The sequence below is a fragment of the Pantoea sp. SOD02 genome (assembly GCF_024707505.1).
Lineage (GTDB): Bacteria > Pseudomonadota > Gammaproteobacteria > Enterobacterales > Enterobacteriaceae > Pantoea > Pantoea symbiotica.
Genome location: NZ_CP102604.1, coordinates 3509435 through 3533907, shown reverse-complemented (window position 1 = coordinate 3533907; position 24473 = coordinate 3509435). Strand labels below are relative to the sequence as shown.

The following is a 24473-nucleotide window of genomic DNA, read 5'->3' as shown; positions in this document are numbered from 1 at the left end:
GATATAAGCAGGTGTCATTTGACACCTGTTTTGGAATTATCATGACTACTAAATTTATTCTCAATTTCGTTACATTAGCTTCATTGTCCGCGATGACAATATTTAACGCCCAGGCGAACAATCATTTTGGTCAGGCTTGGCGAACCATGCCTTCAGCCTCATCAGATCAAGTTCGTGTTGTCTATTATCGCCCAGTAGATGCAACTGGCCCCTCACCGGCCAACATATATGTTGATGGTGAATTTCAGACATCATTACTAGCAGGCGGTTATAGCGTATTTTGTTTAAAACCCGGCATTCATTCATTGGGCAGTTTTACTAATGATGCACCGACCTATCAGGGAAAACATCAGCAGCCGTGGAGCGATAATCTCGCAGCAGGTAAAACCTACTACATTCGTGCCAGTCTGGATGATTCGGGGCGGCCGTTGGTCAGTAGTGCCGCTGAAGCACAGCAGCAGCTGGTGGGTACGCGAAAGCAAAGCCACTTGTTATCTCGTGCTTCAGCAGTGATAGCCTGCCAGCAAGGAACCACACAGTCTTATGACAATTATGAATTCTCATCAGATTTACTGTTCAATTTTGGTAGTGCTAACAGTGATGATATTTCACAAGACGGCCGTACAGCTATTCATCAATTTGTAACGACGTTGCAAGCGAAATCCAACATGGCAGCGCGCATTATTGTTACAGGCTTCACCGATCCTATTGGTGAAGAGAATAATAATATGAAATTAGGGCAGCGCCGTGCGGATGCGATTAAGAAACTATTAGTTAATAATGGTATTGCTGATGCCAATATTTTTTCTCAAAGTATGGGTGAAAGTCGCGTTTCAACGGTTTGTCAGGGTTCTCGTAAAGAGCAGATTTCCTGCTACGCCAGTGAACGTCGCGTAATTATTAGCGTAGAAAATAAATAACTCATTTTTGCTGATTTTTATCTCATGGCTTCAGGATATGTTCCTGAAGCCATTTTTTTTGGCTTTTAATTCCAGTTCGCAGCGTTATTAATGCTGTTTCTTTGAGACGTGTCCTGTGTAACGGATTCAGCTAACTGACAGAAAATGGATGCGTTCCGGAGGGATATCCGGACTTGAAACTCCCTAATTGAAAAGGAATACACTCATGGCGAACAACAGCATTACTACTGTAAAAGAAACACAAATAATTAATACTACGGCAACCAATTTCAGCTGGATAGATAAAATAGCTCAAGGTGCTAACGGTGGTAAGTATGAAATTATCATCGATGATATTACCTACACCACCTCCATTGGTGAAGATGGCAAATGGTCGTTCACTCCGCCAGACGGCTGGGCGCAAGGTCTGCACACGGTGCAATTCGTGACGATTGATAAAGCCAGTAACCGCAGCGTGCCGCTCAACATCATTATCAACGTCGATTCAACGCCACCGGCACAGCCAGAAATCTGGCGCGTGGTTGATAATACTGGCAGCGAAACAGGTAACCTGAATCCGGGTGCTACCACTGATGAGCGTAAACCAGTACTGTCAGGTGTAGCAGAGCCGCATTCGATTGTTTATCTCTATGATGGTGCGGGCACCACTGCAATCGGTTCTGTGAAAGCCGACAAAATGGGTGCATGGACTATCACCCCAACACTGGACAATGGCACACATAGCCTGACTGTGGTTTCTGAAGATGCCACTAAAAATACCAGCGTTAAATCTGCACCTTTCAACCTGACAATTTCAGGCGGTGCAGTTGTTGCCGCTGATGAAGGTGTTTCTGACGTTAATGAAAGCGCAGTTGCACCGACAGCCAATGTAACTGACCTGGAAACATTTGCGGCGGCAGGTGCCCCCATCGCTTACCGTAATACAAACGTTCTGGGAGGAACAGTACAGAAAGGCGCAGAGCCAGGCTCAATTATTCAGGTTGTGATAAACGACTGGTCAGCAACTTATGTCGTAGATGCTAAAGGCGAATGGACATTTACATCACCTGAACTTGCTGATGGTATGTACTCCTTCCAGACGCGTTCCCAGGACCGTGCAGGCAACTGGGGCGATGCACGCCAGACTATTGTTGTTATTGATACTTCGGCACCTGATGCACCTCAGATTATGCGTGTGGTTGACAACGTAGGCGGCACAGATTATTTGAGCCTGGGTCAATATACCAATGATAATACTCCAAGCCTGAGCGGCGTTGCTCAGCCAGGACGTCTGGTGTTTATCTACAACACCGGTGCTGATCCAATCGGTTCAGTCGTAGCGGGTGATGATGGTCGCTGGACTTTCACACCGACCTTAACAGCAGATGGCACCTATGTGTTCAGCGCAGAATACACGGATCAGTTCAAGGTTAAGAGCCCAAGATCTGACAACTTCACCTTGATTCTGGATACTTCCACGCCATTCAAACCGACTCTGGAATCCGTTGAAGACAATGAAGGTCGTGTTCAGGAACTCTTGCAGTCAGGAGATACCACTGATGATAAAACACCAACGCTGAAAGGCACCGCAGATTCTGGTTCGATTGTACGTATTTGGGATGGCGACACTATCATTGCATCCGTTGTGGCTGATCGCCGTGGTCAGTGGACCATCGAACTGAATCTGGAAGATGGCGTGCACAACCTGCGCGTTGATTCCGTCTCATTAGGTGGCACCGTTTCTGAGAAAACAGATAACTTCAATCTGATCGTTGATTCAAACATTCTGCCACCTATTCAGATTGAAGAAGTGGTTGCCAACAATGGTGATCAGGAACGTGTTCTGAAGGATGGTGATTCAACCAACGATACTACTCCAGTACTGCGTGGCTCAGGTAACGATGGTGATATCGTATATATCATTGTGAATGACGACGTTGTTGGTTCCACCGTCGTGGTAGGTGGCAAATGGGAATACGAACTTGAAGAACAGGATGAGGAGTCTCTCAGCCTGGTGGTAGAAGTTGAAGATCCAGTTTCAAATAAGCGCTCTGAAGGTTCTACCCCGATTATCATCAAAGTAGATATTACCCCGCCGGGTAAACCATCAGTACCAACTATTGAAGATAACCAAGGTGAAAATCCGGGTCCTGTAAGCCCAGGCACGCCGATTGACGACAAGCGTCCAGTTATCGGTGGTGAAGGTGCTAGTCCGGGTGATACCGTTGAAATTGTTATCATTGATGAGAACGGTGATAAGAAAGTCATTGGTACCGGTATCGTTGACGAAAACGGTGATTGGACTGTAACGCCAGGCGAAGATATTGATGACGGTAGCTACGAGCTGATTGTGGAAATCACCGATCCGGCTGGCAACACCTCAAGCCCATCGGATCCGATTGATCTGATCATTGATACTAAAGTGCCTGCGCCACTGACTGATTTTGAATTGTACGATGACGTCGGCCCGAATATGAATGTGATCAAAGATGGCGATGTGACTGATGACACCAAGCCAACCGTACGTGGCACCGGTGAAAACGGTTCTCAGGTCATCATTTTCCAAAATGGCGTGGAAATCGGCCGTGTGACTGTTACTAATGGTGAATACAGCTTCGAGGTTCCTACTCTTGCCGAAGGCAACTATAACATCAGCGTTCAGCCGCAAAGCGCATCAGGCGTTAAAGGCCCGATCAGCGATGCTATCAGCTTCAGCGTTGATACCACTGCGCCAACTGTGGGTACCTTCGATGGCGTCTTCTCTGATAATAAAGGCGGAGAACGACCAGCTGCTGCGTTTGAAAATGACAACACATTGACCATGAAAGGTACAGGCGTAAACGGCACCATCGTAGTAATTTACGGTGATGCAGCGCATACCAATGTGATTGGTAGTACTGTGGTAACCAATGGTGTGTGGAGCTTCTTAACTCCTGAGCTGCCAGACAGCCCGGAAAATCCAGATATTCCGTACGTGTTTAATGTCGGCTTCCGTGATGCAGCGGGTAATGAAACGGCACTCGATACATCCTTCTCGATTGTTATCGATACCACGCCGCCGCCACCGCCAGTCATCGATTTCTTCAGCGTTATGTCTCTGAATGAAGATTTGATGCAGATGTCCCTGAACGACATTCTGTCGCAGGGTAACGAAGCACTGTTCATCGACAACGGCAAAACCCAGTTGCTGGTTGCTGATAAAGGCGAAGCGGTGAAACTGGAAGACATCTTGCCGAAAGGTGAAGAAGTGAGCAACTGGAGCCAGGCAAATGGCACCGTAACCGTGGCAGGCGTTGAATACAACGTTTACCAGAACAACGGTGGCGATGCTGAAGTGATGGTTCCACAGCATCTGATGCAGGAACAACAGCACTAATCCCTGATTAGCTGCTAAACAAAAGCCCCGGTCGCAAGATCGGGGCTTTTTTTATGCATCATGCTGAACGAAAAAGGAAATCGACTTATTTAGCCGCTTCCAGCACCAGAATCTTCACGTCTACTACTTCATCTTTAATTAGCGCGCGATGCGCATCCATATGCGGCATCTGCTGATGCTGCTCCAGATGGCGCAGTGATTCCCACAGTTCCAGCATAAAAATGGAATCGGGTGAATTCTGTTTCCACGGCACTTGTGCCTGATGATCCACTAATGCGTCATATTGATGACAGCCATCCTCTTCCAGCACGGTTGGAATCAGCTGATTAATCGCATCCAGCACCACCTGACGGCGGCCCGGTTTGACACAAATTTCTGCAACGACGGTTAACATAGCGCTTCCTTTTTTCCCTGGGTGCTTACAGTTAAGCAAAGATCTGGCTGAGATGAGTCCGATAACGTTCGATATCGCGCGGCACGTCCGGCATTTTAATCACATCGTTACAGATAAAGGTCGGCAAACCTTCCATGCCGAGGAACTGGTTGGCTTTATGGAAGTGCAGATATAAGCCATCCACGCCCACGCCTTCGAAGAACTGCTCAGGATCGTTAAAGGCTTCCAGCGGCGCGTTCCAGGTCAATGACAACATGTATTTCTTGCCCTGAATCAGGCCGCCAGAACCGTACTTTTTACCGGCATCGCTACGCGTGCGACCATCGCTGGCATAAAGTGAACCGTGACCTTCAGTGAAGACATCATCGATGTATTTTTTCACCGTCCACGGCTCGCCCATCCACCAGCCCGGCATCTGATAAATCACCACATCGCTGTCGAGATACTTCTGCACTTCTTCTGTCACGTTGTAATCGCTATCGGCGATAGTCACCTGTACTTGATGGCCAAGGTCGCGCAGCTGGCTGGCAGCCACGTCAGTTAAGGTATGATTCAGCTCGCCTTTCGAATGGGCGAAGGTTTTGCCGCCATCGATAATTAAAAAATTCATCTAATCCGCTCCGTTTCTGGTTGATGCCGCACACTCTACGCGCGCGCAGGAGCGAGAAAAATGCGTGATTGATCACAACACTTTTGCTAATAAAGCAATAATGCGGACGATTATGAAACAATCCTCGTGCAAACCAACATCAACCCTAAAAAGAAGAAACCATGAAAACCGCGATACTGAGTGTATTACTTCTGGTGACTGGCGCTGCTCAGGCGCAATCCCATCTTGATGACATCCGCGCAAGCAAGACCTTAAAAGTCTGTACCACCGGCGATTACAAGCCTTATAGCTATTTGCGCAGCGATGGCCAATACGAAGGATTGGATATCAGCATGGCGCAATCGCTGGCGGCGAGCCTCGGCGCGAAAGTCGAGTGGGTACCAACCACCTGGAAAACCCTGAGTGATGATTTTGTCGCGAAGCAGTGTGATATCGCACTGGGCGGCGTATCGGTCACGCTCAAGCGCCAGCAGATCGCCTGGTTCGCGCAGCCGCTCGGCGTCGATGGCAAAATCCCGCTGGTACGCTGCGGTGACAAAGCGAAATACCAAACGGTTGAGCAGATCAATAAAGCCAGCGTACGGGTGATTGAACCGGCGGGCGGCACCAATGAAGCCTTCGTGCACAGCCACTTGCCGCAGGCAACGCTGCAGCTGGCCGATAACGTCGGAATTTTTCAACAGTTGGTGGATAACAAAGCGGATGTGATGATCACCGATGCGTCTGAAGCACTGTTCCAGCAGCAGCATTATCCAACGCTGTGCGCCATCAATCCGGATAAACCGATGCAGTACGGCGAGAAGGCCTACATGATCCCGCGCGATGATATGAGCTGGAAACTGTATGTCGATCAGTGGCTACATCTCAGCACCGCCACCGGCGAATACGCCCAGATTACTAAGAAATGGTTAGGCGTTAAGTAGGGTCGCCATTCATGGCGACCTGTGTTTCTGGTGCGCAATAGTGCGCACCTTACCGCAGAACTCAGCGATACAAACTCGCCTTACCCAGCCCACCAAACAGATTCATCTTGTAACGAATCACTGACTTCGCCGCAGCAATCGCATCCGGATAAATCACGTTCGGATCCCACCAGGTTTCGCGCGCCAGAATCTCACGCAGCTTGTCGAAATAGGCGAACTTCATATCGCTGGAAATATTGATTTTCCCTACGCCTAACGTTACCGCTTCCGCGATCTCGGCATCCGGATTAGCTGAACCGCCGTGCAGCACCAACGGAATAGTGGTGCGCTGCGCAATGTCTCTGAGGATATGCATCTGCAGCTCAGGCTTCATATTTTTCGGGTAGATGCCGTGCGCGGTGCCAATCGCCACCGCCAGTGTATCCACGCCGGTGCGCTGCACGAAATCCTCAGCCTGCGCCGGTTCGGTGTAGATCACTTTACTCACACCGCCTTCCACTGAAGTGCCGGTATCGCCGATGGTGCCGAGTTCCCCTTCCACTGAAACGCCCACCGCGTGCGCCAGCTTCACCACTTCTTTGGTCAGCGCCACGTTCTCTTCATAAGGCAGCAGCGAGCCATCGATCATCACCGAAGTAAAGCCGCACTGAATGGCTCGCAGCACCTGAGCGATAGACGCGCCGTGATCGAGGTGAATGGTGAACGGCACTTTGCTTTTTAGGGTGCGTTCGCGCACGTAGCCAAAGAACTCATCGGTGACAAATTCCAGTTCGCTCGGGTGGATGGAGATGATCGCCGGCGTATTGGTGGCCTCGGCTTCTTCAACTACCGCGCGGATAAAGCAGCTGTCCGCCACGTTAAATGCGCCAATCGCGTAACGGTGTTCACGAGTCGGTGCCAACATCTCTTTCATTGAAATCAACATGTTAATATTTCCTCAGCGTGAGTTTTACTGGAGCCGACGCACGCGCCGACCCGATAGTGGATATGAATGTGAAATTGACAATGCTTTGTAGGGTCGCCATTCATGGCGACCACCAATTAACGCCGCACTTAAACCTTGCCCGCCGATCCCGACCAGCTCAGATACTCGACTACCACTTCACGGCAGGCGGATTCCATCAGCCCAAGCAAGTCGGCCAGTTCAGCATGCGGATGCTGCTTCAGGGCCTGCTCAACCGCCATTTTCCCGGCATCAAACACCGCAGCGCCGACGTTGATCTTGGCGACACCAAACTCGCTGACGCGGCGAATATCCTTGGCCGGTGTGCCCGATCCGCCATGCAGCGCCAACGGTCGCGTGGACACCGCATGCAGCTCCTGAACTCGTTGAAAATCAATCTTCGGCTTCACGCCAGCTGGATAGAGCCCGTGCGCAGTGCCAACCGAGATCGCCAGCAGATCGATATTGGTCTGTTCGATAAACGGCAGCACATCGGCCACCTGCGTCATCTTCACCGAGGCATCAGTCAGCTCGTAGGTTGGTGCATCGGCGATATGCCCCAGCTCGCCTTCGACGCACACACCGGCGGTATGCGCCATTTTCACTACGGCGGCGGTCTGGCGAATGTTCTCGGCGAGCGGCTCAGACGAAGCGTCGATCATTAAGCCGGTAAAACCGGCGCGAAACGCCTGACCAATCAGCGGAAAGGCTTTGCCGTGATCGAGTGCCAGCGCCACCGGCACGCTGGCGGCATCAGCCAGCGTTCGCACTAACGGCACCGCGACAGCGGGCGGGAAGTGCGCGCTGTGTCCCTGATACACATTGAGGATCAGCGGGGCGCGCTGCTGTTCGGCGGCCTGAATGGCGGCGCGCGCGGTTTCCAGGTTGAAGCAGTTGATTGCCAGCACCGCATAACGCTGTTGGGCGGCGGCCTGAATCAGGTCGTTCATCATGGCAAACATGGTGGCTCCTTATTCCAGAGTGAATTTGATCTCTTCATCGCGGACGCCAGGGGCCTCCACGTCATCGAACTCTTCATCCGCCTGCGTAACTGGCTTTTTCAGTACCGACAGCATCACGCCGCACACCGTGGTGCCAATGCCGAGCGCCAGACAGAACAGCCAGGGTTTGGTGAACAGTGGCACCACAAACATGCCGCCATGCGGCACCGGTGCGCCGACGCCCCACACCATAATCAGTCCACCGGCGATGGCGGAGGCCACCACGCAGCTGCCGACCACACGGAACAGGTCGCGCGCCGCAATCGGAATCACCCCTTCGGTAATCATGCAGATGCCCATCGGGAAGGCGGCTTTCAGCGCCTCTTTTTCCGCTTTGGTGTATTTGTTGCGGCTCAGCAGATAAGAGAGCGTGATGCCGAACGGCGGAATCATTGAGCCGACAAACTTCACCGCTTCCGGCCCGTAAATCCCGTCAACCAGCATGCCGTCGGCGAACAGCGACATGGTTTTATTCACCGGACCGCCGAAATCGAAGGTGGCCATCGCGCCGAGAATCGCGCCCATCACAAACTTTGAGCCGCCCTGCATCGATTCCAGCAGGGCAATCAGCGCCTTCTGCAGCCAGACAATCGGCTGGCCGATAAAGGTCATCATTAGCAGCCCGGCGATGATGGTGCTCAGCACCGGCAGCACCATAATCGGCATCAAACCCTGCATCGATTTCGGTAACTTAATGGTGCGGCGCAGCAGCAACACCGTGTAACCGACCAGAAAGCCACCGAAGATGCCGCCGATAAAGCCGGTACCGATCTGCCCGCAGATAAAACCGACGATCAGGCCAGGTGCGAAGCCGGGACGATCGGAAATTGAGTAGGCGATCGCCGCACTGATCAGCGGCACGATCAAGCCCATGCCCCAGCCGCCGATCTGGTTGAGCATCCAGGCGATAGTGCCGGTTTGTTTGCCGACATCCGGCCCGCCAATCACCTGGCCGAGCGCGATGCAGATCCCGGCGGCGACGATCAGCGGGATCATCCACGAGATCCCGGTGAGCAGATGCCCTTTGATCTCCTGGCCGTACTGACGTTTGTTGTCACTCATGATGGATCTCCTCAGGCGCGCGCCAGTGAATCCGCCACTTTTTCGAGGAATTTCACCGGTGATTTGATCACCACTTCGGTTTTCACTCGCACAATGGGTTTGCCCTGAAAGCGCTCCTCACCTTTTATCTTCACGTCAACGGCGAGGATCACCACGTCAGCTGCGGCGATGTCTTCCTGCGTCAGCGCCGTTTCGGTGCCGATGGTGCCCTGGGTTTCAACGTGGATGGTGTGGCCCAACGCGTGGGCCCCTTTAATCAGTTTTTCGCGCGCAATATAGGTATGCGCGATGCCTGCCGTGCAGGCCGCTACACAGACGATATTCATGTGTCACCTCAGAGAGTTAGGGTGTTAACAGAGGTCGGTTTCGGCGTACTGACTAAACAGCCGGATGATATTGCTGGCATCGTTTTCTACCAGCAGTTGGGCTATCACCTCATCATCGGCCAGCGCACTGGCCACCTGCGACAACAGGCGAATATGAGTGGTGTTCTGATCTTCCAGTCGCACCGCGAACAGGATGATGCAGCGCACCTGGCTGCCATCGAGCGTTTCCCATGGAATGTCGTGCTGGGTGCGGCCGATGGCGAGCGTGGTTTGTTTCACCGCGGCGGATTTACCGTGCGGAATGGCAATGTGATTTTCGAAGCCGGTGGAACCTTCGGCTTCCCGTAGCCAGACGTCTTCGATAAAGGCGGCGCGGTCGCTGATGGCGCCGTCGTGGTAGAGCAAATCGGTCAGTTCATTAATCGCTTGTTCTTTGGTGGTGGCGGTCAGCGCCAGGTTAACGCGGCGTGGCGTCAGAATGCGCGAAATATCCATGATCAATCCTCATTCAATTAATGTTCAGCCAAAGCGCAGGAGGCGCCGTCGGGCAGCTGGCTGCCAATCATGGCGTCTGTCACCCGCCGAATATCGTCATCGTTAAAAAAGGCACTGACATACACCGCCGGAACCGATCCGGCATTGAGGTGAATAGTGGTAATCACCAAATCCACCGTTTCTCGCTGGCAAAACTCCGCGTGATTGCTGGCGGAAACCACGCCGACAATCGCCCAATCCGGGAAGGCGCGCAGAATGCGACTTTTCAGCAGATGCGAAGTCCCCACGCCGCTTGAACACACCACCAGAATGCGTTTGTGGGCAATTTGTCGCTCCAGCGCCGCCTGGAAATGCACGCACAGATAACCTATTTCGTCATCCGCGACGGATGAAAGTCCCTGGCTGCGCGCGGTTAATTGCATCGCCTGTTGAGTTAACGAAAATATTTCCTTCATCTCCTGCTGAATATCTTCCAGCAGCGGATTGCGAATATGAATGTGATATTTGAGTCGATTTAATAATGGTTTTATATGGACTAATAACCCTTCAAATAATAATCGGTCCTGTGATAAGTCCTGCTGAATAAATGACGCGAAACGATCGATTAATTCACAGGTTATTTTTACCGATTCAGCGGTGGAAAATTGATTATGCAGCGGCGCATTATCGCCACGCTCTTCCACCACAATGCCGGACGAGACAATATATTGATAAATAAAACCCACTTCATCGGCTGGCAATGCGCAGCACATGCGCTGTTCAATCTGGACCACCATTTGCTGGGCAATGTTGAGAATACGCTGGTCGAGATCCTGCGCGCTGGTCAGCGTTTCCAGCGCCAACGCGTTACCTTGCGCCATGCGATGCATCATGATCAGAATATGTGTGCAGAGATTGAGGTACCACGCATCGCCCAGCGGATAACTCAGCTGCTGCTCCATCTGTTGCAGCAGCGCCTGCACAAAAGCCACATCCTCATCGCCAAAATAGTGCACCAGGGCCTGCTGGCTGCCGGGATCGAGCCTCGGTAGCAGCGGCGTGCCGGCGACGTTCTGCTGCATCACATCATTAATCAGCGACACCATCGCCTGGCGCAGCGTCTGCTCATTGCCTTCAATGTGCGTGCCGCCGGGGCCGCGCTGCAGTACCAAACCCAATGGCAGCAGCCACTCTTCAATCACTTTCAGGTCATTCACGATCGACGCATGGCTGATAAAGTAGCGCTCTGACAATTTGCTGATTGAGGTCGCGCGTGGTGCATCACTCAATAGCTGCGAAGCAATCTTCACCCGTCGGCTGTTGTGGCTCAGCGCATCCGAGCTGCTTTCGTCACCGTTAAGCTGCTGCTCTAGCTGCAGACGCTGTTGCAGATCGTCCACTCGCAGGCGCACGCCGCGTCCCGGCATTTTTTCCAGCTGCAGCGACCAGTCGCTCAGCCAGCTCTCCAGCCACTGTAAATCGCGCTGAATGGTTTTCTCCGACACGCCAAGCTGTGTCGCTAACGCTTTAATCGGCTGCGGTGCGGCATGATGCAGCAGCAATTTTACTAATCGGTGTTGTCGCGAAGTCAGTATTTGCATTCGGTCACCCTTATTTTGGCAAAACGTTTATGGCTAATTGATGTTTATATTTATTCCATGCCAGAAATCAGAAGCGCAAAAATGTGGTGCTTGTGGAGTATGAATTTAGGAGAGGAATCAGTAAGCAACAATACTAAATGTTGTCCCAGCTTGCGGACACTATTAATACGCTAAACGCATCGTGATATTAATTGCGAAGTTGCTCACATATTATTAGCGATATTCACTGTGACAGGGCTCCCATTCCGTTTTAATTTTTCAACCAATATCACGTTATTAAATGTAAGCCGTTTCTGTTTGCTGAACGGGCTTCTCTGTGACTAAACCGCACGAATAAGGTAATATCCTCGCCAAATGACCGCCGGATGTCCCGCCGTTGCGGGCCACGAAGTGAGGATGCGAGCTGAATGAGCGAATTGACGCAGGATGGTGCAGAGCGTCTTGCCCTGCACACGTTTACGGAAAACGCGTACCTGAACTACTCCATGTACGTGATCATGGACCGCGCGCTGCCGTACATCGGCGATGGCCTCAAGCCAGTGCAGCGCCGTATTGTGTATGCCATGTCGGAATTGGGCCTCAATTCCAATGCCAAATTCAAAAAATCGGCGCGTACCGTCGGTGACGTGCTGGGTAAATACCATCCGCACGGCGACAGCGCCTGTTATGAAGCGATGGTGTTGATGGCGCAGCCGTTCTCCTACCGCTATCCGCTGGTGGATGGCCAGGGAAACTGGGGTGCACCGGACGATCCCAAATCCTTCGCCGCGATGCGTTACACCGAATCGCGCCTGTCGAAATACGCTGAAATCCTGCTGGGCGAGCTCGGTCAGGGCACGTCCGACTACATCCCGAACTTCGACGGCACCATGCAGGAGCCGAAGATGTTGCCGGCGCGCCTACCCAACATTCTGCTGAACGGTACCACCGGCATCGCCGTGGGCATGGCGACGGACATTCCGCCGCATAACCTGCGCGAAGTGGCGGAAGCGGCGGTCAAGCTGATCGACAACCCGAACACCACGCTGCATGAGCTGCTAGATATTGTGCAAGGTCCGGATTACCCGACCGAAGCGGAAATCATCACGCCACGCAACGAAATCCGTAAGATTTATGAAAGCGGACGTGGTTCGATTCGCCAGCGCGCGGTGTGGAAAAAGGAAGATGGCGATGTGGTGATCACCGCGCTGCCGCATCAGGTTTCGGGCGCACGCGTGCTGGAGCAGATTGCTAACCAGATGCGCAATAAAAAGCTGCCGATGGTGGAAGATCTGCGTGATGAGTCCAACCACGAAAATCCAACGCGTTTAGTGATTGTGCCGCGCTCCAATCGTGTGGATCTCGAGCAGGTGATGAATCATCTGTTTGCCACCACCGATCTGGAAAAAAGCTACCGCGTTAACCTGAACATGATCGGACTGGATAACCGTCCGGCGGTGAAAAACCTGCTGGAAATCCTTTCTGAGTGGCTGGTGTATCGTCGCGATACCGTGACGCGCCGCCTCAACTATCGTTTAGACCGCGTGCTGCGTCGTCTGCATATCCTTGAAGGTATGCTGGTGGCGTTCCTCAATATTGATGAAGTGATCCACATCATCCGTACCGAGGATGAGCCGAAGCCGGTGTTGATGTCGCGCTTTGACATCAGCGAAACCCAGGCCGAAGCGATTCTCGAACTGAAATTGCGTCATCTCGCCAAACTGGAAGAGATGAAGATTCGCGGTGAGCAAGCGGATCTGGAAAAAGAGCGCGATCAACTGCAGGCGATTCTGGCGTCCGAACGCAAGATGAGCAATCTGCTGAAGAAAGAGCTGCTGGCTGATAGCCAAACCTACGGCGACGATCGCCGTTCGCCTCTGCGCGAGCGCGAAGAAGCCAAAGCGCTGAGCGAAACTGAGCTGGTGAGCGCCGAGCCGGTAACCATCGTGCTGTCGCAGATGGGTTGGGTGCGCAGCGCCAAAGGTCACGATATCGATCCGGCGGGCCTGAGCTACAAAGCGGGCGACAGCTATCTGGCCGCCGCACGCGGTAAGAGCAATCAGCCGGTGGCCTTTATCGACTCCACCGGACGCAGTTACACGCTGGATCCGACGTCATTGCCGTCTGCGCGCGGGCAGGGCGAACCGCTCACCGGCAAACTGACGCCACCGCCGGGCGCGGTGATTGAACAGGTGCTGATGGAACCCGACGATCAGAAGCTGTTGATGGCCTCTGACGCTGGTTACGGCTTCATCTGTACCTTTGCCGATCTGGTGTCGCGCAACCGTGCCGGTAAAGCGCTGCTGACGCTGCCGGAAAATGCCAAAGTGATGACGCCAATGGCGGTGCACTCAGGCGATGATATGCTGCTGGCGATTACCCAAGCCGGACGCATGTTGATGTTCCCGGTTGGTGACCTGCCGCAGATGTCGAAAGGCAAAGGCAATAAGATCATCTCGATTCCTTCAGCGGAAGCCGCTGCGGGCACCGACAAACTACAATGGTTGCTGATTCTGCCGCCAGGCGCGTCGATCACCGTGTATGTCGGTAAACGTAAGCTGATCATGCGTGATGAAGATCTGCAGAAAGTGCGTGCCGATCGCGGTCGTCGCGGCAGCGTGGCGCGTGGCCTGCAACGTATCGATAGCGTAGAAGTGAATGCACCAGCGCGTCCGAAAGCCGACGCGAGTGAAGAGTAACGCTGTTATTCAGGCGATGGAATGCCCAATTTGAGGAATCTATGTTACTAATTTTACGAGCAATTATTGTTATTGTTTATTCGATTCTGGTTTGCATCTTCGGCAGTATCTGGTGTCTGTTTTCACCGCGTAACCCGCGTCATGTTGCGACGTTCGGCCATATGCTTGGTCGTCTGTCGACGGTATTTGGTCTCAAGGTGGAACTGCGTAAACCGGCGGAAGCCGCGCATTACGGTAACGCGATCTATATCGCTAACCACCAGAACAACTACGACATGATCACGGCAGCGAAAATCGTGCAGCCGACCACGGTGACCGTGGGCAAGAAAAGCCTGCTGTGGATTCCGTTCTTTGGCCAGCTCTACTGGCTGACAGGTAACCTGCTGATTGACCGCGATAACCGCTCCAAAGCGCACGGCACCATCGGTGAGTTAGTGGATCAGTTCAACAAAAAGCGCATCTCGTTCTGGATGTTCCCGGAAGGGACGCGCAGTCGCGGACGTGGTCTGCTGCCGTTCAAAACCGGCGCGTTTCATGCAGCGGTTGCGGCTGGTGTGCCGATCATTCCGATCGTGGTTTCTAACACCCACGACAAGATCAAGCTGAACCGCTGGAACAACGGCCTGGTGATTGTCGAGATGTTGCCGCCGGTTGATACCTCGCAGTTCGCTACCACCTCGGTGCGCAAGCTCGCCACGCACTGCCGTGAATTAATGTCGACTAAACTGGAAGAATTGAACGCCGAAGTCGCCGAACGCGAAAAAAGCGGTAAACTCTGACCAGCCAAAATGGGGCAGGTGATCATCTGCCCCGTTCTCAAGCCACACAGCAACTAATAATTAATTAGAACAACATGGACACGGCGTCCTCACGCCACGCTCAAAAGGTCTGAAGTTTTATGTCTTGCAGCAGACGTCAGTTTATTCAGCTTTCTGCCGGTGTCGCACTGGCTTCCGGTGCTATGCCTTTCGCCGCCCGCGCCGCCGCGCCATTGGGCGATACGCCACTTCCTATTCCACCGCTGATTGAATCCCGTCGCGGTCAGCCGCTGTTTCTCACCTTGCAGCGCAGCCATTGGTCGTTCAGCGGCAACAGCAATAAAGTGCCGGTGTGGGGCTTTAACGGCATGTATCTCGGCCCAACGGTGCGCGTTTACAGCGGCGACGATGTGAAGCTGATCTACAGCAACCGCCTCAACGAACCGGTATCGATGACCGTCAGCGGTTTGCAGGTGCCGGGCGCGTTAATGGGCGGTGCGCCGCGCATGATGTCGGCGGGAGCTGACTGGGCGCCGGTGCTGCCGATTCGTCAGGGCGCGGGCACATTGTGGTATCACGCCAACACGCCAAACCGCATGGCACCGCACGTCTACAACGGGCTCGCTGGTATGTGGCTGGTGGAAGATGACGTCAGTAAATCGCTGCCGCTGCCGAAGCATTATGGCGTCGATGATTTCCCGCTGATTATTCAGGACAAGCGCCTCGATAACTTCGCCACGCCGGTTTATAACCCGCCATCCAGCGGCGGTTTTATCGGCGACGTGCTGCTGGTAAACGGCGTGCAAAATCCCTATGTCGAAGTGTCACGCGGCTGGGTGCGTTTGCGTTTGCTGAACGGCTCGAACGCGCGTCGCTTCGATCTCAGCTTCTCCGATAATCGTCCCTTTACGGTGATCGCCAGCGATCAGGGCTTCCTGCCTGCGCCGGTGGCGGTGCAGCTGCTAACGCTGGCACCCGGCGAGCGTCGCGAAGTGCTGGTGGATATGTCGCAGGGCGATGAAGTCTCGATTACGGCCGGAACGGCGGCGGGTTTGATGGATCGTCTGCGCGGGCTGTTTGAACCGTCATCGATTCTGACCAATACGTTGGTGCTGAGCCTACGCCCAACCGGTTTGTTGCCGCTGGTAACTGACAATCTGCCGATGCGTTTGCTGGCGGATCAGATTCTCGATGGCGTAGCGACACGTACGCGTGAATTCCGCATTGGCGACAGCGAGCCGGGCATTAATGGCGTGCTGTGGGACATGAACCGCATCGATACCACCGTGCAGCAGGGCACCTTTGAGCGCTGGATTATCCACGCCGATCGCCCACAATCGCTGCATATTCAGGGCGTGATGTTCCTGATTAAGAACGTCAACGGTGCGCAGCCGATGGGTGAAGATCGCGGCTGGAAAGATACCGTGTGGGTGGATGGCAGCGTGGAGTTGCTGGTGAGCTTCCCGCAGAGTTCATCGGATCACTTCCCGTTTGTCTATTACAGCCAGACGTTAGAGATGGCGGATCGCGGCACGGCGGGGCAGTTGTTGGTGAATTCGGTCTCTTAATAAAAACGGTGCGCATAACCGCGCACCGTAGGGTCGCCATTCATGGCGACCTTTTCACATTACTACCCGTTAAAAGCCTCCGGATCCGGCCCCAAACGGTTACCGCTATCCAGCTTACTGATCTCACTCACTTCAGTTTTATCCAACCTAAAATCAAATACCTGGAAATTCTCACGAATACGTTCCGGAGTAATCGATTTCGGAATCACCACCAGGCCGCTATCCAGATGCCAGCGGATCACGATTTGTGCCGGCGTCTTGCCGTACTTCTTCGCCAGCTCACGGATAATTTCCTGATCGAACACGCCTTTGCCGCCTTGCGCCAGCGGGCTCCAGGATTCGGTTTGAATCTGGTGCAGCGCATTCCACGCATGCAACGTGCGCTGTTGCAGCATCGGATGCAGCTCAATCTGGTTCACCACCGGCGACACACCGGTTTCATCGATCAAACGCTTCAGGTGCGCCTCGTGGAAGTTACATACGCCGATGCTCTTGGTTAAGCCCTGTTGCTGCAGCTCAATCAAGCCTTTCCAGGCTTCAACGTAGTTATCTTTTTCCGGGCACGGCCAGTGCATCAGATACAAATCCACCTGCTCCAGCTGCAACTTCTTCAGGCTGGTTTCCATCGCCTGCTGCCAGTTGGTTTGATCGTCATTCCACAGCTTGGTAGTGATAAAAATATCTTCGCGCGGCACGTCGGTCTCTTGCAGCGCTTGCCCAACCGCTTCCTCATTTTTATAGATAGCGGCGGTATCGATGGAGCGATAGCCGACTTTCAACGCTTCCAGGATGGCGTTACGCGCATCCTCAATGCTCGCTTGCCACACGCCGAGGCCAAGCTGCGGCATCATGTTGCCGTCGCGCAATTTAATAATGGGTTGCTCTGCCATAGTTGCTCCTTATCTGTTGCAGTGACTTACCGTAGAAAAGATGTGCTTAAGTCTAGTCAACAAACCTCACCTCAGGATCATTGTGGCAAGCGGACGGCACTTTTGCCTGATGGATTTCTGCAAGAATCTTGCCTGATTCTCCAGAATGGTGGAGCTTTGCACAGCCTTACGGCAAACTGACTTTTTTGCTGCCCGAGAGAGATGCATGCCAAACGACGCCCTTTGTCGCCAGCTGGCGCAGCGCGTAGTTGCGCTGATGAGTGACCTGCATAAGCCGCTGTGCGCGGTAGAAAACGTCAAGCTGATCTACGCCTGCGAAACCTTGCCACGTACGCCGATGATGTATCAACCCGGCATTGTGATTCTGTTTCAGGGGCGTAAAACCGGTTATCTCGGCAGCACGGTTTTTCACTACGACGCCACCAAATATCTGATGCTCACCGTGCCGCTGCCGGTGGAGTGTGAAACCGAAGCCACGCTGACGGAGCCGCTGGCCGGCATGTGTTTGAGCGTGGATGTCGCCAGCCTGCAGGATTTGCTGATGGATATCGGCGATGACGAGCAGTTCCAGCCGCAGGCGCAAACCTCCGGCATCCATTCGGCGTTTATGAGCGAAGAGATGCTGTGTGCGGCCGAACGCTTGCTGGATGTGATGAACAATCCGCGCGACGCCCGCGTGCTCGGTCCGCAGCTGGTGCGCGAGATTATCTACTACGTCTTAACCGGACCGATTGGCGGCGCGCTGCTGTCGCTGGTCAATCGGCAGACGCAGTTCAGCCAGATTGCGCGCGCGCTGCGTCGCATCGAAAGTCACTTTGCGGAAAGCCTGAGCGTCGACATGCTGGCCGCCGAAGTGAACATGAGCGTTTCGGCATTTCATCACAACTTCAAAGCGGTGACGCAAACCTCGCCGCTGCAATACCTCAAGCGCTATCGCCTGCATCAGGCGCGCCTGATGATGCTGCAGGATGGCATGAAAGCCAGCGCGGCGGCGGTGCGCGTCGGTTATGAAAGTCCGTCGCAGTTTTCGCGAGAGTTTAAGCGCTATTTCGGCGTGACGCCGGGAGAAGAGGCGAGCCGCGTGCGTCAAACCTTACCGTTTGACGCCGCGTAGTAATCAGGAGACTTTCTGGCGGCGTTTTTTCCAGATCACCACAATGCTGCCGGCGAGGCCGATAAACAGCAGCGCGATCGGCAGAATCATCAGGATCGCCATCACCTGATCTTCGTGCCGTTTAATAAAGGGCACATGGCTGATGCCGTAGCCCAGCGTCACCACAATCCCAACCCACAATAAGCCGCTCAACCAGTTAAACAGCTGGAAGCGGCCATTGTTCAAACCGGAAATGCCGGCCATGGTGGGCAGCAAGGTGCGTACAAAAGCGAGGAAGCGCCCAACCAGCAGCGCCATCAAACCGTGGCGGTTAAACATATTCCACGCGCGCTGATGATATTGCGCGGGCAGATGCAGTAACCAGCTTTTCACCAGTTTGGTGTTGCCGAGCCAGCGCCCTTGCAGATAGCTGAGCCAGCAGCCGAGACTGGCCGCCGTGGTCAAAATCACAATCGTCGGCACGAAATCCATCACACCTTTGGCGACCATCGCGCCCGCTAGTAATAGCAGACTATCGCCCGGCAGGAATGACGCGGGCAGCAAACCGTTTTCCAGAAACAGCGTTAAAAACATCACGCCGTAAACAATCCAAACGACATCCGGATTGCCTAGCGCGGCAAAATCCTGATGCCAAAGTGCCTGGACAATCTCATGTAAAACACCCATCAGCTATTCCATCGAGTCACAAGGAGTCTAATTTTAACCTTCTGTGGCATCGTATACGTTGATCTCTCATCGCCGCCACAGCGTGGTTTATCTTCTGTTTAACTTCTTAAACGTGCAAAACCGGCTTTAAGGTCATCAAGCAAGTCGTCGACATGTTCGAGGCCGATATGCAGACGCACCAAAGTGCCGTCAAAATCCACGCCGCCCGCCGGACGAATTGCCGCCAGCTCTTCAGGCTGATTTGCCAGAATCAGTGATTCATAGCCGCCCCACGAATACGCCATGCTGAAATGGTGGAAGTGATCGAGGTAATTCGCCAACTGCTCACGACTCAGTTTTTCATGCAGGATGAAGGAGAACAAACCGCTGCTGCCGCTGAAATCACGCTGCCAGAATTCGTGGCCTTTACACTGCGCCAGCGCCGGATGATTCACGCGCGCCACTTCCGGCTGCGTTGCCAGCCATTCGGCCACCTGCAATCCGCTCTCTTCATGCTGACGCAAACGCGTGCCCAGCGTACGAATGCCGCGGCTCGCCATATAGGCAGTATCGGCATCGACCATCTGGCCCATCAAATAGGAGTTCTCGCGCAGCTGCGGCCAGCAACGTTCATTCGCTACCGCAGTGCCAATCATCGCATCGCTGTGACCAATGATGTATTTGGTGCCGGCCTGAATCGAAATATCGATGCCATGCTCCAGCGCGTTAAATAGCACGCCCGCCGCCCAGGTATTATCGATCATGATGATCGCATCCGGCGCTTTGGCGCGCACGGCGGCAACAATCGCCGGAATATCCTGCACTTCCATGGTGATTGACGCCGGGGATTCCAGGAACACCACGCGCGTATTCGGCTGCACCAGCTCGCCAATTTCGCTGCCGATGCAGTGGTCGAAATAGGTGGTGGTGACGTTCAGCTTACTGAGAATTTTCGAGCAGAAATCCTGCGTCGGTTCATAGACCGCGCCGCTGACCAGAATATGGTCGCCGGCTTCGACAAAGGACAAAATGGCATTAGAGACCGCCGCCGCACCGCACGGATAAAGCGCGCAACCTGCGCCGCCTTCCAGCTCGGTCATGGCGTCTTGCAGCGAGAAATGGGTGAGGGTGCCGCGACGGCCATAAAACAGCTCGCCTGAAGCGCGACCGGCGGTAGCACGTTTCTTGTCGGCGACCGTGTCAAAAACCAGGGATGAAGCGCGTTGAATTACGCTGTTAACTGAGCCTTGAGTGTAACGTTTACTGCGTCCCGCGCTGACAAGCGTGGTGTCTATTTTCTTCGTTGCCATCACTGCCTTTCCTGACATTTCCCACAAAACATCCACGTTACCACGAATCAGCGTAGTGGGTTGAGCCTGATTGCGGATTATCAGAGTGAGGCCAGTATTGCGCATAACATCAGCTAAATTGTGGAAATTGCTGGCCTCTTTGCTTTGTAAATAGTAATGAGAACCACTATCACTTCGGTCGTTTTTTTTGCTATGATCCGCGCTTCAATCGTGAACTGTGCAACAGAAGTTGGAGATGCAGCGTGGTAGCCAGTGATTTGATGCAAACGGATCTCTCCGTTTGGGGCATGTATCAGCATGCCGATATCGTGGTAAAGATTGTGATGATTGGCCTGTTACTGGCTTCCGTTGTCACCTGGGCAATTTTCTTCGGTAAGTTTGCTGAGCTGAGCGGGGCGAAACGTCGCCTGAAACGCGAGCAGCAAGCGCTGGGCGAAGCCCGCTCGTTAAACGATGCTTACCGTGCTGCTGAAACCTTCAAAGCCAACAGCCACAGCGCTGTGCTGCTTAACGATGCGCAGAATGAGCTGGAGCTGTCTGCCGGCACCGAAGATCTGGATGGCATTAAAGAGCGTACCAGCTTCCGTCTCGATCGCCGTGTGGCCGCATTCAGCCGTCATGCCGGTCGCGGTAATGGCTTCCTTGCTACCATCGGTTCCGTTGCGCCGTTTATCGGTCTGTTTGGTACCGTATGGGGCATCATGAACAGCTTCATCGGTATTGCCAAAACGCAAACCACCAACCTCGCCGTGGTTGCGCCGGGCATCGCTGAAGCGCTGCTGGCCACCGCGATTGGTCTGGTTGCAGCAATCCCAGCTGTGGTTATCTACAACGTCTTCGCACGTATGATTGCCAGCTACAAAGCGTCGCTGGGCGATGTCGCCGCGCAGGTCATGCTGCTGCAGAGCCGCGACCTGGATCTCGGCAACGTCGATACCGCGAAAGAAGCCAACCGTCCAGCGGCGGCACAGAAACTGCGCGTAGGATAAGTATTATGGCGATGCGTTTAAACGATGACTCGGTCGGCGATGGTGAAATGCACGAAATCAACGTGACGCCGTTTATCGACGTCATGTTAGTTCTGCTGATCATCTTTATGGTCGCCGCGCCATTAGCCACCGTCGATGTGCGCGTAAATCTGCCAGCATCGACCAGCGCGCCGCAGCTGCGTCCGGAAAAGCCGGTTTATCTCTCCATCAAGGAAGATAAGCAGATCTTCATCGGTAACGATGCGGTCACCAAAGAGACGCTGGTGAATGCGCTGACGGCACAAACCGAAGGCAAGAAAGACACCACCATCTTCTTCCAGGCGGATAAATCGGTTGATTACGCCACCCTGATGGAAGTGATGGATCAGCTGCGTGAAGCCGGTTATCTGAAGATTGGCCTGATGGGCATGGAAACGGTCAAAAAATAATATCGTTTTGTAGGGGCGCCATTTATGGCGACCCTTTTTATGGCCTATCGAACCCTAGTAGGCTTGAGATGTAATCTCTTCCTTCAGCAACTCGTTACTGTCTTGAGCGTAAACCTGATAGTGCGCGCCGACAGTTGTCACGTTGCCGGTTTGCTGCAGCCAATCGCTAATTGCAGTGCCTGCCGGCAGGATATCCTCCAGCTCTATAGTTGCGGGTGTCAGACTTTGAACCTCCTCAACCACAAAGAAACCTTCGCTTTCGTCGAGCAACAGATGTTGCAATGCCAGGTTGCTGCTCTCATTCAGCTCGATACTGTCGGTCTGTACATCCTCAGCCAGGTTGAGGCTGAAGGTGTCGCTCCAGTCGCTTTTCATCTCACCGTTAGAGGCGCGCGCCTGATATTCCCAGATGCCCGGCTGATGAAGCTCTGGCGACGTGAAGCTCCATTTGCCATCCTCGCCGACTACCACGCTGCCGCTGCTGCGCAGGCTTTCGCCCTGCAGGCCAAACACAATTTCAATCACCTGGCCTGGCGTTCCCGCACCTTGTAGCGTTGGTGTGGCATCGTCGGTGGTACCGTTGTGATAGACCGGATCCTGCACCAGGCCGACATCGTCGCTGGCAAAATTGATGGTTGGAACCAGCGGTATGGCCGGGATCATCACCAACTGGAAGCTCTCGCTCCAGGCGCTGGTTTGCTCGCCGGCGACACCACGCGCACGGAAGCTCCATTCGCCATAATTGCTGAGCTCAATCGAACTCAACTGCCAGTTGCCCTGCTCATCAACCGGAACGCGGCCGACGCTTTGCCAGCTGCCGTTGCTGAGTTTGAATTCCACTTCTACCATGCTGCCCGGCGCACCTTTGCCCTCCAGCACCGGGGTTTTGTCATCGGTGGTGCCGCGATGATAAACCTGGCCGGTGTTCGCGCCGCTGTCATCACGCGCGAAATCAATCACCGGCTGGATGTCTTTCAGCGCCTGCATATTGAGGACAAAGTCCGGGCGGTAATCGGCGATGCTATTGACGTAGGTCGCGTGGAAACTGTAAAGGCCATTACCACTGATCATCGAGCGTGACTGAATCGACCAGTCGCCATTGGCATCTGCAATGACGCTGCCTTTATAACCGATACCGCCGTGGTTGTTCTGCGCATACAGATAGACGATGCTGTTAGGTTCAGCCTTTCCGACAATCATCGGAGCAAAGTCATCGGTGCTTGCGCCGGAGGCCAGCTTGCCCTGTACGGTGCCCACATCATCAATGGCATAGCTGATGGTGGCGGGGATCCGCGGCGCGTCATCAACGTCCAGCTCAGAACCGGCAAAGTCTTCACTCACCAGGTTGAGCAGGAATGTGTCGCTCCAGTCGCTTTTCATCTCACCGTTAGAGGCGCGCGCCTGATATTCCCAGACGCCTGGCTGATGAAGTTCTGGCGACGTGAAGCTCCATTTGCCATCCTCGCCGACCATAACGCTGCCGCTGCTGCGCAGGCTTTCGCCCTGCAGGCCAAACACAATTTCAATCACCTGACCGGGCGTTCCCGCGCCTTGCAGCGTTGGCGTGGCATCGTCGGTGGTACCGTTTTGATAGACCGGATCCTGCACCAGGCCGACATCGTCGCTGGCAAAGTTGATGGTTGGAACCAGCGGTATCGCCGGGATCATCACCAACTGAAAGCTCTCGCTCCAGGCGCTGGTTTGCTCACCGGCGACACCACGTGCACGGAAGCTCCATTCGCCGTAATTGCTGAGCTCAATCGCACTCAGCTGCCAGTTGCCTTGCTCATCAACAGGTACGCGCCCAACGCTTTGCCAGCTGCCGTTGCTGAGTTTGATTTCCACTTCTACCATGCTGCCCGGCGCACCTTTGCCTTCCAGCACCGGCGTTTTGTCATCGGTCGTGCCGCGATGATAAACCTGGCCGGTGTTCGCGCCGCTGTCATCTCGCGCGAAATCAATCACCGGCTGAATGTCTTTCAGCGCCTGCAAATTGAGGACAAAGTCCGGGCGGTAATCGGCGATGCTGTTGACGTAGGTCGCGTGGAAACTGTAAAGACCGTCACCACTGATCATCGAGCGTGACTGAATCGACCAGTCGCCATTGGCATCTGCAATGACGCTGCCTTTATAACCGATACCGCCGTGGTTATTCTGCGCATAAAGATAGACGATGCTGTTGGGTTCAGCCTTTCCGACAATCATCGGAGCGAAGTCATCGGTGCTTGCGCCGGAGGCCAGCTTACCCTGTACGGTGCCCACATCGTCCTGCGCATAGCTGATGGTCGCGGGAACCCTTGGTGCTGAATGATTAGGCGTACTGGCGCGAGTTGCATTAGTACCTGAGAGGGGATTAGGGCTGAGGGGTGTTGGCATAAATATTCTCCACCTAAGTTAGCCACGGCCTAATTGCCGTTGAGCGGTTCAAGCTTAAAAGTGGAAGGGATAACCTCAAACGAGACAAGTCTCGAATTCATTTGTTTT

The 24473-nt window shown here is 53.8% G+C and carries 21 protein-coding genes; 9 read left to right on the top strand and 12 right to left on the bottom strand.

Going from position 1 to position 24473, the window contains the following annotated elements; genetic code table 11:
• The first annotated feature begins 41 nt into the window (after positions 1-41).
• Positions 42-920 carry an OmpA family protein gene (locus tag NR302_RS16260; protein WP_258143947.1) on the top strand — a complete coding sequence of 293 codons (879 nt, stop codon included), beginning with the start codon at positions 42-44 and terminating at the stop codon, positions 918-920.
• A gap of 205 nt (positions 921-1125) precedes the next feature.
• Positions 1126-4275, top strand: coding sequence for an Ig-like domain-containing protein (locus tag NR302_RS16255; protein ID WP_258143946.1), 3150 nt, complete (start codon positions 1126-1128; stop codon positions 4273-4275).
• Positions 4276-4360: 85 nt separating this feature from the next.
• Here the strand turns inward: NR302_RS16255 and NR302_RS16250 are convergent, their stop codons facing one another.
• Both NR302_RS16250 and NR302_RS16245 read right to left on the bottom strand, forming a co-directional pair.
• Positions 4361-4669, bottom strand: a complete 309-nt coding sequence (locus tag NR302_RS16250; RefSeq protein ID WP_008103384.1) for a putative quinol monooxygenase — start codon at positions 4667-4669, stop codon at positions 4361-4363.
• A 31-nt stretch (positions 4670-4700) separates the two neighbouring features.
• Complete coding sequence (locus NR302_RS16245; protein ID WP_258143945.1) at positions 4701-5279, bottom strand: NAD(P)H-dependent oxidoreductase; 579 nt, start codon at positions 5277-5279, stop codon at positions 4701-4703.
• A gap of 161 nt (positions 5280-5440) precedes the next feature.
• On the opposite strand from NR302_RS16245, the gene NR302_RS16240 reads away from it, so the two are divergent.
• Entirely contained in the window at positions 5441-6202 is a 762-nt protein-coding gene (locus tag NR302_RS16240; protein ID WP_258143944.1) for a transporter substrate-binding domain-containing protein, read from the top strand.
• Between the two features lie 61 nt (positions 6203-6263).
• Here NR302_RS16240 and NR302_RS16235 read toward each other — a convergent pair whose 3' ends face one another.
• The 6 genes from NR302_RS16235 to NR302_RS16210 form a co-directional block, all read right to left on the bottom strand.
• The gene (locus NR302_RS16235) at positions 6264-7127 is read right to left on the bottom strand and encodes a ketose-bisphosphate aldolase (RefSeq protein ID WP_154155099.1); all 864 of its coding nucleotides are present in this window, start codon (positions 7125-7127) and stop codon (positions 6264-6266) included.
• A gap of 128 nt (positions 7128-7255) precedes the next feature.
• Positions 7256-8107, bottom strand: a complete 852-nt coding sequence (locus NR302_RS16230; protein ID WP_258143943.1) for a class II fructose-bisphosphate aldolase — start codon at positions 8105-8107, stop codon at positions 7256-7258.
• A gap of 9 nt (positions 8108-8116) precedes the next feature.
• Complete coding sequence (locus NR302_RS16225) at positions 8117-9208, bottom strand: PTS fructose transporter subunit IIC (RefSeq protein ID WP_258143942.1); 1092 nt, start codon at positions 9206-9208, stop codon at positions 8117-8119.
• An 11-nt stretch (positions 9209-9219) separates the two neighbouring features.
• A complete protein-coding gene (locus tag NR302_RS16220) occupies positions 9220-9534 on the bottom strand; it encodes a PTS fructose transporter subunit IIB (RefSeq protein ID WP_008103372.1) in 315 nt (104 codons plus the stop codon).
• Between the two features lie 24 nt (positions 9535-9558).
• Entirely contained in the window at positions 9559-10029 is a 471-nt protein-coding gene (locus tag NR302_RS16215) for a PTS sugar transporter subunit IIA (protein ID WP_008103369.1), read from the bottom strand.
• A gap of 17 nt (positions 10030-10046) precedes the next feature.
• A complete protein-coding gene (locus NR302_RS16210; RefSeq protein ID WP_258143941.1) occupies positions 10047-11609 on the bottom strand; it encodes a transcription antiterminator in 1563 nt (520 codons plus the stop codon).
• A gap of 407 nt (positions 11610-12016) precedes the next feature.
• Between NR302_RS16210 and parC the strand changes: the two genes are divergently transcribed.
• The 3 genes from parC to ftsP all read left to right on the top strand — a co-directional run bounded on the left by parC (position 12017) and on the right by ftsP (position 16613).
• Positions 12017-14287: a DNA topoisomerase IV subunit A gene (gene parC / locus NR302_RS16205; RefSeq protein ID WP_008103365.1), complete on the top strand. Its 2271-nt coding sequence runs from the start codon at positions 12017-12019 to the stop codon at positions 14285-14287.
• A 41-nt stretch (positions 14288-14328) separates the two neighbouring features.
• A complete protein-coding gene (locus NR302_RS16200) occupies positions 14329-15066 on the top strand; it encodes a 1-acylglycerol-3-phosphate O-acyltransferase (RefSeq protein ID WP_061720484.1) in 738 nt (245 codons plus the stop codon).
• Between the two features lie 119 nt (positions 15067-15185).
• Positions 15186-16613, top strand: a complete 1428-nt coding sequence (gene ftsP / locus NR302_RS16195; protein ID WP_154155114.1) for a cell division protein FtsP — start codon at positions 15186-15188, stop codon at positions 16611-16613.
• A 62-nt stretch (positions 16614-16675) separates the two neighbouring features.
• Here the strand turns inward: ftsP and dkgA are convergent, their stop codons facing one another.
• Positions 16676-17503 (bottom strand): 2,5-didehydrogluconate reductase DkgA, encoded by an 828-nt coding sequence (gene dkgA / locus NR302_RS16190; protein ID WP_061720570.1) that lies wholly within the window; start codon positions 17501-17503, stop codon positions 16676-16678.
• A gap of 205 nt (positions 17504-17708) precedes the next feature.
• On the opposite strand from dkgA, the gene NR302_RS16185 reads away from it, so the two are divergent.
• A complete protein-coding gene (locus tag NR302_RS16185) occupies positions 17709-18617 on the top strand; it encodes an AraC family transcriptional regulator (protein ID WP_258143940.1) in 909 nt (302 codons plus the stop codon).
• A gap of 3 nt (positions 18618-18620) precedes the next feature.
• On the opposite strand, the gene NR302_RS16180 is transcribed toward NR302_RS16185, so the two are convergent.
• Positions 18621-19283 (bottom strand): DedA family protein, encoded by a 663-nt coding sequence (locus NR302_RS16180; RefSeq protein WP_061720572.1) that lies wholly within the window; start codon positions 19281-19283, stop codon positions 18621-18623.
• Between the two features lie 98 nt (positions 19284-19381).
• A complete protein-coding gene (metC, locus tag NR302_RS16175) occupies positions 19382-20572 on the bottom strand; it encodes a cystathionine beta-lyase (RefSeq protein WP_061720573.1) in 1191 nt (396 codons plus the stop codon).
• A gap of 260 nt (positions 20573-20832) precedes the next feature.
• Between metC and exbB the strand changes: the two genes are divergently transcribed.
• Together exbB and exbD are read left to right on the top strand one after the other, a co-directional pair.
• A complete protein-coding gene (gene exbB / locus NR302_RS16170) occupies positions 20833-21561 on the top strand; it encodes a tol-pal system-associated acyl-CoA thioesterase (protein ID WP_071531643.1) in 729 nt (242 codons plus the stop codon).
• Positions 21562-21566: 5 nt separating this feature from the next.
• Entirely contained in the window at positions 21567-21989 is a 423-nt protein-coding gene (exbD, locus tag NR302_RS16165) for a TonB system transport protein ExbD (protein ID WP_258143939.1), read from the top strand.
• 54 nt (positions 21990-22043) lie between these two features.
• Here the strand turns inward: exbD and NR302_RS16160 are convergent, their stop codons facing one another.
• On the bottom strand, positions 22044-24365 hold the full coding sequence (locus tag NR302_RS16160; RefSeq protein WP_258143938.1) for an Ig-like domain-containing protein: 2322 nt from the start codon (positions 24363-24365) through the stop codon (positions 22044-22046).
• Between the last annotated feature and the right edge of the window lie 108 nt (positions 24366-24473).